The organism is Paenibacillus sp. 7516, assembly GCF_002272715.1.
GTDB lineage: Bacteria > Bacillota > Bacilli > Paenibacillales > Paenibacillaceae > Paenibacillus > Paenibacillus illinoisensis_A.
The window spans coordinates 205,705-223,314 of sequence record NZ_NPBI01000006.1 but is presented as its reverse complement, the minus strand read 5'-3'; the positions used below and the strand labels follow the sequence as shown (position 1 = coordinate 223,314).

Genomic DNA, 17,610 nt, shown 5'->3' with positions numbered 1-17,610 from the left:
GAAGGATGATAAAGCTGATACATCGGACAACGCAATTCAGTTTGCAAACGAAGGTATTCCTGACATTTCTGGCCCTGCTGATGTTCGTGCTGGGCTGTTTTATCGTTTATGTAAACATTATCGTTATCCGCCCGCTCAAACAAAAAACGGAGCAGGATATGCTGGTGACAGCGACTAAGGTCAGAGAGCAGGTTGATCTCTATGTCGAGCAGCAGAACCAGTTGTCCCAGCGAATTTTGGCAAGCAAGGATATCTTCGCAACGATGGAGAAGAGTTCCGCGGCTCACAGTAATTACGAGAGGCTGAATCAGATCCGGAAGCTGAAAGACATCATGTTTCAGGCCATCGGACCCAGTATGAATATGAAGGACATGACGATCTATGACAAGGAAGGGGTGCTGCTCACCTCGTACCTGGGAAGTGGAGATCTTCCCGCCATGCTCAGCAATATGGTAGCTACCAGCGGCGATGGACGAGAGTGGGAAGGGAACGGATTCATTCTGGTGCGTCAAGAGGATACGATCTCCTTCGTCCGCACGATCAATGATCAGAACGGGAAGGTGTACGGTTACCTGAGTATTCAAATGGATCAGGCGTATATCCAAAAACTCACTGAGGGAATTGCTGCAGGCGAAGTGTATATTCTGAACCAGCAAGGTAATCAAATGACCGGATCGGAATCGGGAACCACTTTGTTAGAATGGACCAAACCGTTATCCGACGAGGGATTGGACGTGGACAAACAGAACAACTACGTCACGCATTCGACTTCCCCCAGCACCGGATGGATTACTTATATCGTTACACCCAAACAGTCGGTATTAGGCTCAATCCATTCGGTACAGAGCATGTCGATCCTACTGATTACAGCCTTGATGCTGGTGTCTTTTGTATACATCCTCTTGACCACACGCAATTTGCTGCTTCCGATCCGCAAGCTTCGCAGTCAGATCTGGCGTATCAATTACAGCAACATGAGTCTGAAGGTCGACGAGAGACCGAAGAACAATGACTTGCTGCTGCTGAATGAAGCTTTTCAGGATTTGATGGAACGATTACAGCAATCCATAGACCGGGAAAAGGCAGCACTACATGAAGAAGTCATGGCACGCAATTCGGCTTTGCAAGCTCAAATTGCTCCTCATTTTATACACAACGTCCTGTATCTCATCAGTATCGCAGCACAGGAGGGAAAGACCAAGGTTGTATCGGATATGTGCAAACATCTCTCGGAAAGTCTGCGCTATATTGTCTCCTCGCCTTACGCACATGTGACTTTGGCTGATGAGCTGGAGCATACCAGACATTACTTGTCACTTGTACAGCAAAAGTATGAAGAGGATTTGGAGTGGGAGATTCATGCCGACGCATTAGCTAGCGAGATTCGACTTCCGAGGCTGGTCATTCAACCTTTTGTAGAGAATTGCATTGAACATGCCTTTTCCAATACGGCACCGCCTTGGCGTATTCAGATTACGGTGAAACAATATAACGGACTATGGGCTCTGGAGATTAAAGATAACGGAGAAGGCTTCCCACTTGATAAAATGCAGGAGATCCTCGCGAAGGTTCAGGAATCCTCTGCTGGAGAGAACCATCTCATCAATCATCCAACGTCCCTTGGTAATATGGGGATGCTCAACAGCATCAACAGGCTTAAACTCATGTATAGCAATCGGCTTTTTTTCAACATTTTCAACAATCACGCACATGGCGAAAACGGAGCCACCATTCAAATCATTGGCTCGCTGACAAAGGATTTTTACTAGGCAAAGGGGAGACATGTGATGTATAACATCATGATTGTAGAGGATAGCAAACCAATACTGCGTAATATAAAAATGCTTTTGGATGCGCTTACCCTGCCCATTCATGTGGTGGCTACGGCAACGAATGGAGAGGATGCCCTGGCTGCTATTCAGCTTGAGCCCGTTGATCTGCTGCTAACCGATATTCGGATGCCGAAGATGGACGGCTTATCGTTGATTGAGCAGGCGAAGAAGGCGAATCCGAACTTGAAAGTGATTCTGATTAGTGGCTATAGCGACTTTGAATATACACGAAAAGCGCTCAACCTGCAGGTGTTCGACTATTTGCTGAAACCGGTGGAGCAAGAAGCGTTAGAAGAGGTCATGAGACGGGTGATTGACCAGCTTGATGAACAGAAATCCAAAAATTCGAATGACTTGCAAGAGATTGTCGACCCTCATTGTTATGCTGAAGTGCAAAAGGGTGAGGATTTATCGCTATTATCTCAGATGATGATCATTTTGCGTAAACAGCCATTTACACCAGGGAATGAACAATGGACACAGCAGACGCTTCTTGGCGCCGTGGAGGTTCTTTTTGCTCCGCAGCCTTGTCGTGTGTTACAGAGTCAAACGCCGAATCAATATATCGTTTTCGTAAACAAGGGAGCGCTTGCTGCTTATTCCTCCATGCATGAATGTCTGGAATCATTACGGCGTCATTTGATTACGTATCAAATGGATACGATGATTGGAGGGCAACTGCTGTCCTCAGATTCGGGACATGTGCCTGAAGTCTATCATCAAATAACGTCGATATTGTCTGCACAGCAGCGTTTGAACCAAGGATTAGCACTCGATACCGGAAATCCGGTTTCGACGGCCAGGCTGGAATCAGGATGTCTGAATTCCGCCTTGGAATCCACATTTGTGCAGATGATACAGGCTTATCAGAAAGATCGGTTCGTTCTGAAGCTGTCCGAGCTGCTGGACCGATGGGCAAAGGAGCATGTGCATGTGAGAGAGGTGGAACGTTTCATTGGGTTATTGGTGGATACATTCGCTCATTTGTACGAAGAACAAGGATCGGGAATCAGGCTTGGTCTTGAGCATCGGGCCAAACAGCTCTTGGAAGCACCGACATATGCCGACTTCTGCCAGGAACTACAGGAATGGACAGGGCAGTGTTTTGATATGCTGCAGTCGCATGTCCGAAAAAGCAAGGAGCTTTTATTCGAGCAGATGGACGAGTATATCAAGCTTAATAAATATTCCCATTTATCCATCAACGATATTGCTTTGAAGTTTCACGTCAGTCCATCTTATGTTAGCAGGGTGATCAAAAATGTAACGCAAGCTACTTTTGTTCAGTATTATACCCGGCTGAAAATTCAGGAAGCCTGCAGGCTGATGGAACAGCAACCTGATATGAAGTTTAAGGAATTATCGGACCTTCTATCCTTCAGTGATCAGCATTATTTCTCTAAGGTGTTCAAGGAGTATACAGGATACAGCCCTACGGAATATAAGGAATCGATGCCTGATATTTAGAATAATTTGTAATAATCCTTCTTGGGTAATAGTTAGATAGAAGGGGGGATTTGTATTAGAGCATTCAAAGGTTCGTTAATGGGTTGTGTAGTTGTTATGTTATTTTTGTTGGTTGCTTGTGGGGCTGATGATATTAAACACAGCAAGACGGATCATTGGGATGTTTCGTTTCAGCGATCCACAGGTTCATATGGAATTGTCTATATCGGGGATGAGACAAAAATTAGCGATTTCAAATATGATGTTTCCGGAACCAACATCTCTCAGCAAGGCAGTGCTTTAAGTGAGCAAACCACACCCTTTAATATGTCCGGAACGGTGACGGACTCTGAAAAGAACAGTGATCCCATTCAATTTGTGATTAGCTGGAACAATCAAATTGAATCCGTTACCTTTCAGTAAGAAACACCAAAAAAACCTAGATCTAAATGGATTCTAGGTTTTTGGTGTTTCTTTAATTCGTCACTGATTGACCCATTTTATTCTTTTTATGGATATCTTCCGTTCCTGCAGCGATGGCAGTTTTATAATAGGCGCATTTGTGTTCAATGACTTCCATGGTCTTTCTCAGTTCTTCCATTTGTGCTTCCACACTGGCCTTACGTTCAATGAACATGTCGTATCTCTCCTGCAGCGTGGAGTCGCCTTCGGAACACCATTCAATGAAATCCTTGATATCCTTAATCGGCATACCAGTGAGTTTCAGGCATTGAATAATTTTCAGAAAATCAATGTCGGATTCTTTAAACTTGCGCACTCCGCTAGGGGTACGTTCGACAAAAGGCATAAGCCCTTCTTTATCATAATAACGCAATGTATATACGGTGAGATTCAATTCTTTGGCAACTTCGCTGATCGAATATGTCATACAGATCTCCTTTTCTTACGGCATAGACTTCGAGTTAACTCTAGCTTCTGTGGGGAATCTTATCACGGTATATACAGGATGTCAAAGTCAGCAATGACAATAAGGGAGCTTAGAACTATCTTTAACTATTACTATAAAAAAATTTAGAAAAGATATTTGACCTAGAGTTAACTAGAGGGATTAAGATGATTTTGCGAGAGAAAAAGAAGGAATGATTGGTCAATGTATCAATCGTGATTCTTGCCCCTGAATGGGTGTATTCTCTTGGAAAATGACATCTTAGGAGGTTTCAATGATGATAACTGCTAAAGCACGTGCTGTGGACGGACCGGATCAATCGTTCCGGTCAGCTGAAATCAAACGACGCGATCTGGACACACATGATGTCCTGATTGAGATCAAATATGCCGGCATTTGTCACTCTGACATTCATACGGCTCACGGTGAATGGGGCCCTGTGAATTATCCGCTGGTTCCTGGTCATGAAATTGCAGGTATTGTCACAGAAGTAGGAACTGAAGTTTCTAAATATAAAGTGGGTGACCGAGTAGGCGTTGGATGTATGGTTGACTCCTGTGGGGAATGTGAAAATTGCCGCCGCGGAGAAGAACAGTACTGCCTTAAAGGGAATATTCCTACGTATGCTGGCGTTGATAAATACGGTGAACCCACACAAGGTGGATATTCGACTCATATCGTTGTAACGGAAGATTTCGTAGTCCGGATTCCGGATAACATTGCGCTGGATGCCGCTGCACCGTTACTCTGCGCAGGGATCACGACATACTCGCCGCTCCATCACTGGGGAGCAGCTCCAGGGAAGAAAGTAGCGATTGTAGGGATGGGCGGGCTTGGTCATATGGCTGTCAAAATTGCACATGCCATGGGTGCCGAAGTAACTGTGCTGTCTCAATCCCTGAATAAAAAGGAAGATGGTTTGCAGTTTGGTGCAAACCATTATTACGCCACAAGTGAAGCTGAAACGTTCGAGAAGCTTGCGGGTTCCTTCGATCTGATCATTAACACGGTAAGTGCCAATATCGACATTAACGCTTATTTCGGATTGCTTACGCTGGATGGTACACTTGTAAATGTAGGTGCACCTGGTGAGCCGCTCGCAGTTAACGTCATGTCTCTCATCGGTCACCGTCGTTCATTTGCAGGCTCCATGATCGGTGGCATCCGTGAGACTCAGGAAATGCTGGACTTCTGTGCGAAACATGACATTACACCTCAGATTGAAGTCATCTCGGCTGATCAAATCGACGAAGCTTATAAACGCGTTCTTGCTTCGGATGTGAAGTACAGATTCGTCATTGATACAAGCACAATGTAAGTGCTGAATTAAAATTAAACCTAGTTCTAGTTTGATAAGACTGCGAGGATGTCTCCAAAGTGTTCACTTTGAGGACATCCTCGCTTTTTTACTGGCAGTTAGTCAAAAGTTAGAAATGTAAATCTCTATTGTTTAACTTGTTGACCTGCTTTTATATATAGTCGCACTTGAATTCAGAGAATTCTGCCTGAGCCCCTTCGCCATAGGCATATAAACCGATGACTACCCCTGTAAACCCGCCGGCTACCTCAGAGGATAGGTATTTCGTATGTGCGCTGCCTAATTCAATCTCCTGGCCCTGGGTATCCAAGCTAAAGGTATAACGATCATTGGTTGCCCGGATCTTCAATGTGGCTTGGTTACGGCTTCCGAGATGCACTTCTTTTTCAACCGATTTGATATCTCCGATATTAAGGCGCTCGATAACCTTATAACCTTCAGCGTCTTTTCGTATAGCCAGGTCATAATGGTGGTGCTCATCCATATACAGGGTGATGCCCGCTTCTCCGTCTGTAAGGTTAACATCACAGGAAATGATGGCATTGAAGTCCTTTTGTCGTATACCGATGAAGGTAGGCGTGCCCGGTTGATCCAGCGAGACGTCTGTTCCTTTAAGCGTTAGCTTGTTGGATTGCAGCATATAATTCTGGGGATGAGGATGTCTGAGATAACACCAGTCCTTGTCCCATTCCGTGTTGTCAAAAGTAAATGACTTCTTCTCCACCTGAACGACAGATTCGGATATCCGGTCTGTTTCAAATGTTAATAAAGTCGTTCCATTGTGACCTGCTGTAAACCAGCCGTCTTCATCGAATGTTACAGGTGCTACAAAAACTTCGCGGCCTAGATGGTGAAACGTCTGCCATTGTCCGATCTGCCGGAATCCCAAGTGGAAGAGCCACCAATTTCCCTCTACATCCTGAACCAGATCGCCATGACCAACACCCTGCAGCTCATAACCGCCAAGGTTACGGTTGGTTAACACCGGATTGTGAGGATAAGCTTCGAAAGGTCCTGATACAGAGGATCCGCGTGCGTACGTTTCCATGTGACCGTATTCGGTGCCTCCTTCAGCAGCCAGCAGATAATAAAGGCCGTTGATCTTATACATATGAGGGCTTTCCAGGTAACGTCCCCCAGTACCTTGCCATATTGTCCGGCTGGGCGTAAGCTTTTTGCCCGTTTCAATTTCAATCTCACATTGTACGATCCCCGAGACACCGAAATCGTCAGAACCGTTACTCATAAAGTAAGCTTTTTGGTCTTCAAAATATAAGTCCGGATCGATCCCGCCCTGATCCACGAATATGGGTTCTGACCACTCGCCATAGATATCGTCTGTCCACACATAGAAGTTCTGGCGGGTCGTATCATTCGTGGTTGTCATGTAGAATCGCCCGTTATGATACCGAAGGGTAGGAGCGAATACGCCTCCTGAACTGTTCACATGTGCGAGCTGTACCTGACTCGTTTTTGTTAGACAATGACCAATCTGTTCCCAGTTAATCATATCTTTGCTTTCAAAAATCGGTACTCCGGGGAAGAATTGAAATGAACTGCAAATCAGGTAATACGTATCGTCTACTCTGCATACGCTTGGATCTGGATAGAACCCTTTGATGACGGGATTATTAAACTTCATTCGTTCTTTCACCTCGATGATAAATTCATAAAAATAAGAATTCTAATAATAGGAAGCTACTGAAATTAAACACCAACCCACTGTCTATTTCAATAGAAGGGACTTGTCATTTCAATTAATATTCTTTAAATTTATATAAATGTGATTTCATAGAGTGATCAGGAGAGTGTGAAAAAATGATTCAATCGAACGGGGAGTCCCGGTTTATGCCTTTATACGATGCGCTGGCCAGTGAAGTTCGCTGGCGGATTATGGAGTTGATCGCCGATCAGGAGATGAGTGTCAAGGATATTGCCGCACAGATCAAACTTAGCCCGTCCATTGTCACAATGCACATTCGAAAACTGGAACAAGCCGAATTAATCGGAAGCCGCAGAGTCCGGCGTAATGGAGGAACACACAAAATGTGTTTTCTCAAACAAAAAAAGATCGAAATTGAGCTGCCCGCAGCCAGCAGAGTTACCAACATGAGGGAACAGACCATTTCGGTTGGTCATTATACTGCGTTTGATATTCATCCCACTTGCGGTTTGGGTACGAGGGAAAAGGAAATTGGGGTATGGGACGATCCTCGCTACTTCCTGGATCCTGAACGTGTCCAAGCTTCCATCCTGTGGTTCGGGAGAGGTTATGTGGAGTATAAAACGCCTAATTATCTATATCCCAATCCCAGTGCGGATGCTATAGAAATATCCATGGAGTTGGCTTCTGAAGCACCAGGTCTAAGAGATGATTGGCCATCAGATATTACCTTCACCTTTAATGGCATTGAGCTGGGAACGTGGACAAGTCCGGCGGATTTCGGCAGGGCGGCACGAGGCAAATATACACCGGAATGGTGGCATCGCAACGTGAATCAATATGGACTATTGAAGACAATTCGAGTCGATTCTTCGGGGACAACAATAGATGGAGAGTGGATGTCAGACGTGACGCTGAATGATGTGAAGCTGGGTGAACCGTTCTGGACACTCAGGTTTGCGGTTGAAGAACAGTCGGATCATGTAGGTGGATTAACGTTGTATGGATCTGGTTTTGGTAACCATGATCAGGACATTGTGATCCGAGTATATGTTGATGACAAACCAAATTATGGTTAACATACCCGTTCTATCTATGCTATAATACAAAACAAATAAGGCTTGTTACTGATTTTTATCAGGCAATACCTGTGTATATGTATGCTCAACGTTTCTTTGAGCATGTATATATATGGGTTTTTTTGCGTTTACATACTTCCATACATTGAGCACCAGGGTGCTCTCATCAATGAAATAACGTCGTTTACAAAGCAATATTAGCTATTAATAAAATAAAATATATACCATTAATTAAATTATTTACTAGATATACCGATATATAGTTTTGTTCTTAATTTTAGATGAGAGGGAGATCCATTTGAACGAAAAAAAGAAAAAGAGAAAAGTGTCATTTATGAAGAGACTAGCATCTGTTTCACATTTAATGAGCACCAGGCTCATTGCAGCTTTTCTAACAGTTCTTATCATTCCAACAGCACTTATCGGATATTTCTCTTATCACAGTGCACAGGATCAGGTCCAAAAAAGCATGACAGATCCGATGAATACCATATTAACAATGGCAGGACAGCATATTAATAATCTGGTTGGGACAAAAGCAGAACTGTTAAGTTATATAGATCGGTTGTTAAGTGATGATGCCAGTCAGGTGAACATTGAAGCAGTGCAAGCAGAATTAAACCAGTTAGCAGATACATATCCTGATATTCTAGCGATTACTGTAGGTAACGATCAGGGCAGCTTTATTGCTTCTCCAGAGATCGGAGAGACCACATATGATCCACGCAGTACAGATTGGTACACCAATGGTAAAAATAATAATGGATCGGTCTATTTTTCTAACATTATGAAAGATTCGGATTCCGGGGAGATTTATGTGGAGATAGCCAAGGCTCTATCAAGTGGACAAGGCGTAGCAAGCATAAAACTTGATCTGGCACCATTAGCAGAAGAGATATCCTACGTGGATGTTGGGGGGAACGGAAGTTTGATTATAGTCGACTCCAATCGAACCATCGCCGCCTGGGCTGGTGCGATTGTTGAAGGGGGTGGAGGAGAGCTTGGTGGGGCGCTTATTGACGGTATACCTGTCCATCCCAATACAGCATCTAGTCCTAATGAACCCATGGCATTCTCCCAATTTGTCCGAACGGACCTGGAATATGACTTAGAGGTTTACAACGGCGTTAATGCGTTAACAGGCTGGAATGTCATCGCTTTGATGGGGCATGAAGATTTCATTGCAGCTGCGAAACCAATATTGGTCACTAGTCTTACCGTAATTATTATTTCTACATTGCTGGCTGGCATTATCATATTCTTTATTTTGAGATCCTTCATGGTTCCTATGCAAAAATTAAGAACGGCAACCCGTCGTGTTCGCGAAGGAAATTTGACAGAACGGGTTGATCTTAGGAATAAAGATGAGTTCGGCATATTGGCCAATGATTTTGACCAAATGACCATTTCACTTCAATCTGTCGTTACAGAACTTAATCAGACATCGTCGCTTCTGAACCATACCTCACAAATGATACAAGAAAGCACCGAACAAACAAACAACTCTGTTCAACATGTTGCTGAAACGATTCAGCAGACCGCTGAAAGGGCAGTCGCTGGTGCAGAACGTTCTGAACAAACAGCGAACGCAGTGGAAGAGATGGCCAGAGGGATTGGTACCATAGCTGAATCTGCCAGTGCCATTGTAGATTCGGCTGAAGAGACAGAGCGTGCTGTCGCGAACGGTGGGAAAACCATCAACCAGGTTGGCGACCAAATGGAGCACATCCTAGTGGCTGTCCAGGAAACCTCAGCATTGATTAACGAGCTGTCTAATCTATCAGCTGAAGCGAGTAGAATGAACGAGGCGATTGCGGATATCTCTCGCCAAACGAATCTTCTATCACTTAATGCTTCAATTGAAGCAGCGAGAGCAGGAGAGCATGGAAAAGGTTTTGCCGTCGTTGCAGGTGAAGTACGCATGCTGTCCTTGCAATCCAAACAAAGCGCGGAGGAAATTAGCGCAACCATCGGTAAAATGTTCGACCTGATTGAGAAATCCACATCACTAATGAATGATAACGTTCGAAATCAAGTCGGCGAAGGGATGCGCATTAGCCGCGAGGCTTCAGCTACCATCTCGAACATAGAACAATATACGGCTCATATCGTGGATCAGATCCAGGATGTGTCTGCTGTATCAGAGCAGCTGGCAGCAAGTACGGAGCAAGTCTCTGCTTCTGTGGCAGAAATGGCCAATATCTCCAAAGTGTCTGCTGACAGTGCCCAGACCACTTCGGCAGCAGCCCAAGAGCAAATGGCGGCCATGGAGGAGATTGCTGCATCATCCGTGCAATTATCCAAAACGGCTGAAAATATGCAAAACTTGGTCCGTCGATTCACGCTCTAAGTTAAATATAAGTTTAGGTTTGAATGACAAAGGCGCTCCTTATGAGGAGCGTCTTGTTGCATGTTATCTTAGTAGCCGTGATGGTGTGTTGAGGATGGACCAGATCAGGGAGATATCTCTTTTATGAATGGGAGGCAGTATCCCCAAACATATCTTTTTGATTTCGCTTGCGAAAGCTTCGCGGGGATTCACCGACCGTTTTGGTAAAAAGAATAGTGAAGTAATTGGGGTTATCATACCCAACCAGCTTGGCAATTTCCCATATTTTCTTCTTGGTCGAGACTAACAATCGGGTTGCTTCACCCATTCGTCGTTGGATCAAGTAATGATAAGGGGAGGTGCCATAACGATTTTTGTACATATGAATCAGGTAATAAAAGTCGATATGAAACTGTTCAGCAAGTTCCTTCAGTTTAATGTTTTGTCGGTAGTTCGTATCCAGGTAGTCCTTAATACTCTCAGCAAGCGTGTTGCTACGTATAATCTGTCCAGAAGATTGTTGATGGCGGGACATGCGTTCGATGATCAGTAGTACGGCTTTCAACACATGCTGAGAGATGCGCTCGTATCCATCCTCACGAATGGAGAATTCACTGAATAAGGTCTGCATTAACGAATGCAGCTCTTCCGAATACCGGTTTGCGCGAATGATTGGTTCACTACCTGGAGGTACGACCCAATCGGCATCACTATGGATATCCTCTCTGAAACGAAAGCCACAATAAAAGGTGGATAAGGGATATTCGGGGTCAGACTTTTCTTCGTGAAGTGTTCCTCTATTGTATATGAGCAGGTCTCCCTTTTGGGCCAAGTGCTTCGCACCATCAATGGTGAATGATCCTTTGCCTTCATTAACATAAATAATCTCGTGCAAATCGTCATGCTTATGCGTCGGAAAACTCCACTGGGGATTGCCGGCCAGCTTCCCGACATAAATAATGATACAATCCTGATCTTCATATAGTTTGTCGGGTTCGTGGCGTGTATCCATCTATGTCTTCCCTTCGAGGTTCTATGATGAAAAATGACAACATACATCATGTTTTGAATCAAATCCACAACAACCTTTATTGTCGTCTGACAAGTCTGACAGTACAATTTCACTATCCAATATGTACTATATATCGAAATCGAAGGGATGGGAAAGCAGAAAATACATAGAGTAGGAGCTGTCCTAGGAATTGAAGCGCTTGCAACATTAGAAAGGATTAGTGAAATTAAATTGATGACCAGAACTAGAGAAAATCTACTTATTTTAACGCTTACGCTCGTCAGCTTTGTACTGGGAACAACCGAGTATGTCATTGTGGGAGTGTTGAAAGAAATTGAGAGTTATATGAAAGTATCTCTTGCTGCTGCAGGTGCCCTAGTGTCCGGATTCGCTATTGCTTATGCAGTGGGGACACCATTCGCGGTGGCTTCCTTGGCCAATATTTCCAGAAGAAGCTCCATCTTAATTGGATTCGCCATTGTACTTGTGCTGAATGTATTAACCGTGTTCTCAACAACGTTCCCTTCCTTGATGGCTATTCGCATCGTTTCAGCCGTTGCTTGCGGACTTACGATATCGCTTTCGATCTCAATTGCAAGCGACGCCGTTCATCGGGATCGGAGAGGGGAAGCTATCGCCTGGATTTTAGGTGGATTTTCCATCGCAAATGTACTAGGTGTGCCGCTCGGTACATTTATTGGACAGCATCTGAACTGGTCGATGACATTCGTTGTTACTGCATGCATCGGTGTTGTTCCGTTTGTATTCATGTTCCGAATCCTTCCACGCCGCACGACTACCGTTACAGGTTCGTTTGGCGATCAGATGGCTCTCTTTATGAAGCCTCGCATATTGTTAGCCTGCCTAATCCCCGTGCTGGGTAACAGCTGTATCTTCGTCACTTTCACTTATATTACACCGCTTCTCAGCGAGTCTATGGGGGTGCCCGTACGTTGGATTAGCGCTATACTCCTGATCTATGGGGCATGCAGCATTCTGAGCAATTGGATCGGTGCCAAAATAGCCAAGGGTGATTTTCTACCCAAACTTAAGTGGCTTTTCGTCATCCAAGCGGTTATTTTCCTCGGACTGAGTTTCGCTGTGTCCAATCTGTGGCTAGGTTTGACGTTCCTGCTCCTGATCGGCTGTCTGTCGTCGTCAATGAGCGCAGCATCCCAGTTATATCTGTTTGATGTATCTGGAACGATTGCGCCGGAATCCAAAGCTTTTGCATCCACACTGCTGCCTGTGGCGGCCAATGTGGGCATTGCTCTCGGCTCTGGAGTCGGTGGACTTGCCGTTAATCTTGGCGGTGTGGCATGGGTGCCTCCGGTAGCCGTGGCATTAGCTTTGCTGGCTTTTGTAATTACAAGAGTATGCCAGCGTACCATTCAGTTGAATGCGGATGAAGCGACCACTTCTAACGCTGCGTAGATAAATGAGTACTAAAAAAGACCAGGTATATGGGCTTACCATGTACCTGGTCTTTATATTTATAATGGACCAAAGGTTGATTGAATTAACCTTTACCATTTCTGCTTTTCGGTATGATATATAGTTCTCCGTCGTCACCATATTCGGCATAGGCGATATCCTTTATATTGTCATAGCCCTGCTTTTGAATTTCTACCCTGACCATCTCCATATCGATATTTTTACCTTTCATGGACTTCTTAAGCAGCTCTCCTTTATCAATTACGGTTACCGCAAAACGATCAGGTGATGTCTCCATACCCATATCTTCTGCGGTAGGTGGCTCGTACTCGGGCTTGCGAAGCACGGATAACGATCCATCCGTTTCCAGGATGGCATATTTCACTTCCTGAATAGAAAATACATTCTGTTTACGAAGCATGGAAAGCAGCTGCTTAAATTCAATATCGTATTTTTTTAACAAGCCTTGATTGACTTCTCCATTATCAATTAAGAGTACGACTCGCCCTTCCGCGACATATCCGAACTTCACAAATCGCGTTGTGGCTTTCTCGAATAGGTAAGAAAGTGCAGTCCAGAGTGCTAATGCGAATAATAGTTGAGATACCTTGACCTCATCATCATACAGCGTATTTCCCACAATCTCACTGAGCACCAACGAGGATAGGAAATCGAGCGGTGTAAGTTGGCTTAGCGTTTTTCTGCCGGTAATGAACGCAATGGCCCATAGGCCGAAAAAGCTAATGACTAGTTTGATGCTTAACTCCAGGAACATACCTATCCCTCCCAAGTTCGGAATCTTGATTAATCATTACCCGGGATATTCTATAAATAACATATTGGATTATTTACCAGTGAAGCTAAATCTATAAAAGGCATGCAGGATTAAGATAGGCAAAGGGTAGGAAAATGCAATAATTTGGTGAGTTTGTATATCAGGAGAAATGATAAAATGAATGAAAAGATTTCCGTTTTCTCACAAAGCGATTAACATGAAAATGACCCCATTAGGAGGTAAACCAATGAAGAAGCCCATGATCGGAGTCCTGCCGCTGTATGATTCCAACAAAAAAAGTTACTGGATGCTTCCAGATTATATGAACGCAATCGAGAGTGCGGGTGGAATTCCAGTGATGCTGCCGTTGACAACGAATCTCGAAATCATTGTAGCTTTGGCGAATGAGTTTGACGGGTTCTTGTTCACGGGCGGACATGACATTAATCCGGAGCTTTATCATGAAAATGCAGAAGAAACCTGCGGGGAGTTATGCATTGAACGTGATATAATAGAGTCCTTGCTATTTCAGAAAGTAGTTGAGCTCGATAAGCCTGCCTTCGGCATATGCCGGGGATTACAGCTGTTTAACGTGATACTGGGTGGATCTTTGTATCAGGATATTCCTACACAGCTTCAAGTAAGCAATACCGTTAATCATAAGCAAAGCCCGCCTTATACGAATCTGGTACACGATGTACATATTGAAAAAGGTAATTTGCTGCATGACATTATTCAAGCAGATACGATTAAAGTGAACAGTTACCATCATCAAGGGATCAAAATACTTTCGAATAAGTTACAAGCAGCTGCAGTCGCTGAGGATGGAATTGTTGAATCTGTGGTTATGCCGAACCAAAAATTTGTACTGGCAGTGCAATGGCATCCGGAATACAGCTACACAGTAGATTCATATAGCCAAAAGTTGTTTTCAGCCTTTGTTCGTTCTTGTACATTCGTTGGTTATGATATCGATATTGACGAGATAACAGCATAAAATAGTAGAAGCAGTCGATCCGTGCGATTGACTGCTTTTATTTATTTTATAGGCTCACCTAGGTACATACATTGTGGAATATATTACTCATGATTCTGGATAATTTTGAGAAAAGTGTATGTTACAATGAAATAAGTGCGTTAAACTTTGATCTTCATTCGGATTGGAGGTGAAAAATTTGCGATTAAGACGTTACATAATTATCTTCTTGTTTGTACTAACAGGCTGTTCGGCAGAAAGCGCAGAGGCTATTAAACCTGACCAATCGATAACTGACAGCATCACATTAACTCCGGTGGATCTGGCTCAAGGAGAAACGGCAAAATTACTACCTTTCCTCGGCACCATGTCCGGTGCATTTAAGTTAAGATACGAGGGAGTGAAACCGAGCGCAACTTTGCATATGGATATCTGGGAGAATGGAGTGAAGGTAGATTCTGCAGGATCTATAGGGGACCTGTTCTTCAGTCCGGAAGAGCAGGTGAATAACAGTAATGAAATTGAAGTCATTATATCCATTGATACGATAAAAACAGAAGAAGACAAAGAAGTATGCATTGTTAAAATCAGTACAGGGTCAGGCTTAGCTACGTTTACGCTTCCTTGGAATTCGGAGCTGAAAGGACGAGCGTTGATTCAAAACACCGAAACTTTAACGTTTACACCAGATCATCCAGTTCATACATTCGCTATGAATGCAACAAGTTCAAACCAGTTATTTGCAGGAGACTTATCAGAGGAAAGTTTAAGCAAAACCGAATGGGCTCTTGTGTTCACTTTGCGCTTTGACGAATAGAAGATTGTGATAAGGTAGCGTCTGAATATAAATTATTTGAATAGATTAAAGTTTATTTTCGGACATGAAGCAGCTGCAGTGGCAGCTGCTTCATGTTTTTGTTCAAAATTAAATGCTTCTGATCAAGTGCTAATCTAATCAATATTTTCGATAAGCCAATTGCCTTCTTTGTTCTTTGTGAAGAAATACGTTATAGCTGTATTCTCAATACTTCCATCCTCATGTTTTTTGGCATATCGAACGCCAATCCGAATTTGATCACGGCCATCAAGGGTTATCTTTTCTAGAAGGTCCAGATCATTAAACATAAACTGAGCGTTTTTTTCATCGAAGAAGAGTGGTTCTTTCCGTGAGCCTTCATAGAGATGGACTTTGAATTTCTCTTTATCATTTTCAACAATACCTTCAAGATTGCCTTTGAACTTTGAAATGATGTCATCATTAAAAAAGTCTTTTTTGTACCGTTCAAAATCAATGAATACGCCTTTTTTAAAATCTTCCACTCCAATTTCCTTGAATTCCAATCCTTCGGGGTCAATTAGTCTCTCCGATTCGGTTAAGACATTAGTTGAAGTAGGTGTTTGACTCACAGGTGTTTTGCTGCTTGAATGATTTGTTTGGTTAATTTCATTCATCGAATCTCCACCGGATGCTGCACAAGCAGATTGAAGCAAGAGCACAGCCAATACAACAGAGAAAATACCATAATACCGTTTATTCATTAAAGAAATCCTCCAATTCCCAAAGATAAGTAAAAGGTTAAATTTGTATCTATTTATAATATTTAAACATATGAAAAATTCACAATAATAAAAACATGCCCCGTACTTTGCTTCTATCTACCTATGCATTCATATATACTCACCCTCATTGTTTAAAAAAGTTCACGTTCCTTAAGAAAAATACAAGCACTTTTTCTATTATGAATGATTCGCAGTTGAATCCTCCAAAATAGAAAAAGAAAGAACCCCTGGTTGCACTCAACCAAAGGGTTATTAATGAAGCTCGTTCGATATGATCGATTACAAGCTGCGCTGCGGTTCTACTGAATTCAACGGATCATACTCCATTTTCATTCCATCAAGGAAGGTTAACAATTCTTCGTTGAATTTCTCCGGTTCATCGAATAGCATGGCATGACCACTATCTTCAAATCTCACGATGCGGGAACCCGCAATGCTCTGTGAGGTTAGTTCTCCCAACTCAGGCTCCACAATTTTGTCTTTTTGTCCGTGGAACACAACCGTTGGAATTTGTATTGCAGCCAGGTCTTCACGAAGATCCTCATCTCGTAATGAAGCAGCAGCTTTGATCGTACCATGGTGTGATGCCTGATAACAGAGCGATTCCAGCCACACCAGCATACCCGGATTTGATTTTGTTTTGGTAAATTTCAAACCGAATTTGTTGAGCATGGCAGGTCTGTTCTCATAGGTAGCATGTATTAACTGCGCTGTTACTTGGTCAGGCTCCATCCCATACTAGATACCAGGCCGACGGGTAAAAACGGGAGTAGCTGCTCCTGCCAAAAGAAGTCTCTTAATACCGTGGCCGTTATGACGTGACATATACCGAGATGCTATGGCTCCACCCATAGAGAATCCGACTAAAGCTGCGTTCTCCAGCTGAAGTTCATCAATAACTGCACGCAGATCATCTGCCATACGGTCATATGAATAACTTTCCCAAGGCGCATCAGATTTACCGAAGCCGCGAATATCCATTCCGATGCAGCGGTAACCGTGAGAGGCCAGCAAAGTATACTGATATTCAAACATAAGATGGTTGGCTGGCCAGCCGTGCAGGAAGATGACCGGAACACCTTGACCGATATCTTCGATATAAATTTTAACGTTGTCCTCAACTTGTACATATTGTCCCATGTAAAATTCCTCCTACCCATTTATAGAAAGTCTATTTCCTAATACAGTTGGCTCTGCTACAACCTGAATAGTACGGTCATGTTGATCACTATTAAACGTATGTCTGATTGGGCAAACAACAAAGTATCATCTTCATGAA

At 43.4% G+C, this 17,610-nt stretch carries 16 protein-coding genes; 9 read left to right on the top strand and 7 right to left on the bottom strand.

Going from position 1 to position 17,610, the window contains the following annotated elements:
- Positions 1–5 precede the first annotated feature (5 nt).
- The 3 genes from CHI14_RS04430 (at position 6) to CHI14_RS04420 (ending at position 3,701) form a co-directional block, all read left to right on the top strand.
- Positions 6–1,769 carry a cache domain-containing sensor histidine kinase gene (locus CHI14_RS04430; RefSeq protein ID WP_095287213.1) on the top strand — a complete coding sequence of 588 codons (1,764 nt, stop codon included), beginning with the start codon at positions 6–8 and terminating at the stop codon, positions 1,767–1,769.
- An 18-nt stretch (positions 1,770–1,787) separates the two neighbouring features.
- Positions 1,788–3,299 carry a response regulator gene (locus CHI14_RS04425; protein WP_095287212.1) on the top strand — a complete coding sequence of 504 codons (1,512 nt, stop codon included), beginning with the start codon at positions 1,788–1,790 and terminating at the stop codon, positions 3,297–3,299.
- A gap of 78 nt (positions 3,300–3,377) precedes the next feature.
- On the top strand, positions 3,378–3,701 hold the full coding sequence (locus tag CHI14_RS04420) for a hypothetical protein (RefSeq protein WP_095287211.1): 324 nt from the start codon (positions 3,378–3,380) through the stop codon (positions 3,699–3,701).
- A 52-nt stretch (positions 3,702–3,753) separates the two neighbouring features.
- Here CHI14_RS04420 and CHI14_RS04415 read toward each other — a convergent pair whose 3' ends face one another.
- Complete coding sequence (locus CHI14_RS04415) at positions 3,754–4,167, bottom strand: MerR family transcriptional regulator (RefSeq protein WP_095287210.1); 414 nt, start codon at positions 4,165–4,167, stop codon at positions 3,754–3,756.
- Between the two features lie 295 nt (positions 4,168–4,462).
- On the opposite strand from CHI14_RS04415, the gene CHI14_RS04410 reads away from it, so the two are divergent.
- The gene (locus CHI14_RS04410) at positions 4,463–5,503 is read left to right on the top strand and encodes an NAD(P)-dependent alcohol dehydrogenase (RefSeq protein ID WP_095287209.1); all 1,041 of its coding nucleotides are present in this window, start codon (positions 4,463–4,465) and stop codon (positions 5,501–5,503) included.
- 151 nt (positions 5,504–5,654) lie between these two features.
- On the opposite strand, the gene CHI14_RS04405 is transcribed toward CHI14_RS04410, so the two are convergent.
- The gene (locus CHI14_RS04405; protein ID WP_095287208.1) at positions 5,655–7,145 is read right to left on the bottom strand and encodes a glycoside hydrolase family 43 protein; all 1,491 of its coding nucleotides are present in this window, start codon (positions 7,143–7,145) and stop codon (positions 5,655–5,657) included.
- A gap of 176 nt (positions 7,146–7,321) precedes the next feature.
- Between CHI14_RS04405 and CHI14_RS04400 the strand changes: the two genes are divergently transcribed.
- Together CHI14_RS04400 and CHI14_RS04395 are read left to right on the top strand one after the other, a co-directional pair.
- The gene (locus CHI14_RS04400) at positions 7,322–8,245 is read left to right on the top strand and encodes an ArsR/SmtB family transcription factor (RefSeq protein ID WP_095287207.1); all 924 of its coding nucleotides are present in this window, start codon (positions 7,322–7,324) and stop codon (positions 8,243–8,245) included.
- Positions 8,246–8,609: 364 nt separating this feature from the next.
- The gene (locus tag CHI14_RS04395) at positions 8,610–10,595 is read left to right on the top strand and encodes a methyl-accepting chemotaxis protein (protein WP_249280995.1); all 1,986 of its coding nucleotides are present in this window, start codon (positions 8,610–8,612) and stop codon (positions 10,593–10,595) included.
- 121 nt (positions 10,596–10,716) lie between these two features.
- Here the strand turns inward: CHI14_RS04395 and CHI14_RS04390 are convergent, their stop codons facing one another.
- On the bottom strand, positions 10,717–11,586 hold the full coding sequence (locus tag CHI14_RS04390) for a helix-turn-helix domain-containing protein (RefSeq protein WP_095287205.1): 870 nt from the start codon (positions 11,584–11,586) through the stop codon (positions 10,717–10,719).
- Between the two features lie 234 nt (positions 11,587–11,820).
- Here CHI14_RS04390 and CHI14_RS04385 point away from each other — a divergent pair, with 234 nt between their 5' ends.
- The gene (locus tag CHI14_RS04385; RefSeq protein WP_170948017.1) at positions 11,821–13,020 is read left to right on the top strand and encodes an MFS transporter; all 1,200 of its coding nucleotides are present in this window, start codon (positions 11,821–11,823) and stop codon (positions 13,018–13,020) included.
- 85 nt (positions 13,021–13,105) lie between these two features.
- On the opposite strand, the gene CHI14_RS04380 is transcribed toward CHI14_RS04385, so the two are convergent.
- A complete protein-coding gene (locus CHI14_RS04380) occupies positions 13,106–13,795 on the bottom strand; it encodes a DUF421 domain-containing protein (RefSeq protein WP_249280994.1) in 690 nt (229 codons plus the stop codon).
- 247 nt (positions 13,796–14,042) lie between these two features.
- Here CHI14_RS04380 and CHI14_RS04375 point away from each other — a divergent pair, with 247 nt between their 5' ends.
- Both CHI14_RS04375 and CHI14_RS04370 read left to right on the top strand, forming a co-directional pair.
- Positions 14,043–14,792 (top strand): gamma-glutamyl-gamma-aminobutyrate hydrolase family protein, encoded by a 750-nt coding sequence (locus tag CHI14_RS04375; protein ID WP_095287203.1) that lies wholly within the window; start codon positions 14,043–14,045, stop codon positions 14,790–14,792.
- A 169-nt stretch (positions 14,793–14,961) separates the two neighbouring features.
- Positions 14,962–15,588 (top strand): hypothetical protein, encoded by a 627-nt coding sequence (locus CHI14_RS04370; protein WP_141236633.1) that lies wholly within the window; start codon positions 14,962–14,964, stop codon positions 15,586–15,588.
- A gap of 134 nt (positions 15,589–15,722) precedes the next feature.
- On the opposite strand, the gene CHI14_RS04365 is transcribed toward CHI14_RS04370, so the two are convergent.
- From CHI14_RS04365 to CHI14_RS30735, 3 genes are all read right to left on the bottom strand, one after another.
- The gene (locus CHI14_RS04365) at positions 15,723–16,310 is read right to left on the bottom strand and encodes a hypothetical protein (RefSeq protein WP_095287201.1); all 588 of its coding nucleotides are present in this window, start codon (positions 16,308–16,310) and stop codon (positions 15,723–15,725) included.
- Between the two features lie 300 nt (positions 16,311–16,610).
- The gene (locus CHI14_RS30740) at positions 16,611–17,063 is read right to left on the bottom strand and encodes an alpha/beta fold hydrolase (RefSeq protein WP_349290352.1); all 453 of its coding nucleotides are present in this window, start codon (positions 17,061–17,063) and stop codon (positions 16,611–16,613) included.
- 6 nt (positions 17,064–17,069) lie between these two features.
- Positions 17,070–17,471 (bottom strand): alpha/beta fold hydrolase, encoded by a 402-nt coding sequence (locus CHI14_RS30735; RefSeq protein ID WP_349290351.1) that lies wholly within the window; start codon positions 17,469–17,471, stop codon positions 17,070–17,072.
- Positions 17,472–17,610 lie beyond the last annotated feature (139 nt).

Excerpts from the sequence above, each read along its gene's own strand:
- CHI14_RS04430 (WP_095287213.1), top strand. The coding sequence starts at position 6 with ATGATAAAGCTGATACATCGGACAACGCAATTCAGTTTGCAAACGAAG.
- CHI14_RS04425 (WP_095287212.1), top strand. The coding sequence starts at position 1,788 with ATGTATAACATCATGATTGTAGAGGATAGCAAACCAATACTGCGTAAT.
- CHI14_RS04420 (WP_095287211.1), top strand. The coding sequence starts at position 3,378 with ATGGGTTGTGTAGTTGTTATGTTATTTTTGTTGGTTGCTTGTGGGGCT.
- CHI14_RS04415 (WP_095287210.1), bottom strand. The coding sequence starts at position 4,167 with ATGACATATTCGATCAGCGAAGTTGCCAAAGAATTGAATCTCACCGTA.
- CHI14_RS04410 (WP_095287209.1), top strand. The coding sequence starts at position 4,463 with ATGATAACTGCTAAAGCACGTGCTGTGGACGGACCGGATCAATCGTTC.
- CHI14_RS04405 (WP_095287208.1), bottom strand. The coding sequence starts at position 7,145 with ATGAAGTTTAATAATCCCGTCATCAAAGGGTTCTATCCAGATCCAAGC.
- CHI14_RS04400 (WP_095287207.1), top strand. The coding sequence starts at position 7,322 with ATGATTCAATCGAACGGGGAGTCCCGGTTTATGCCTTTATACGATGCG.
- CHI14_RS04395 (WP_249280995.1), top strand. The coding sequence starts at position 8,610 with ATGAGCACCAGGCTCATTGCAGCTTTTCTAACAGTTCTTATCATTCCA.
- CHI14_RS04390 (WP_095287205.1), bottom strand. The coding sequence starts at position 11,586 with ATGGATACACGCCACGAACCCGACAAACTATATGAAGATCAGGATTGT.
- CHI14_RS04385 (WP_170948017.1), top strand. The coding sequence starts at position 11,821 with ATGACCAGAACTAGAGAAAATCTACTTATTTTAACGCTTACGCTCGTC.
- CHI14_RS04380 (WP_249280994.1), bottom strand. The coding sequence starts at position 13,795 with ATGTTCCTGGAGTTAAGCATCAAACTAGTCATTAGCTTTTTCGGCCTA.
- CHI14_RS04375 (WP_095287203.1), top strand. The coding sequence starts at position 14,043 with ATGAAGAAGCCCATGATCGGAGTCCTGCCGCTGTATGATTCCAACAAA.
- CHI14_RS04365 (WP_095287201.1), bottom strand. The coding sequence starts at position 16,310 with ATGAATAAACGGTATTATGGTATTTTCTCTGTTGTATTGGCTGTGCTC.
- CHI14_RS30740 (WP_349290352.1), bottom strand. The coding sequence starts at position 17,063 with ATGGAGCCTGACCAAGTAACAGCGCAGTTAATACATGCTACCTATGAG.
- CHI14_RS30735 (WP_349290351.1), bottom strand. The coding sequence starts at position 17,471 with ATGGGACAATATGTACAAGTTGAGGACAACGTTAAAATTTATATCGAA.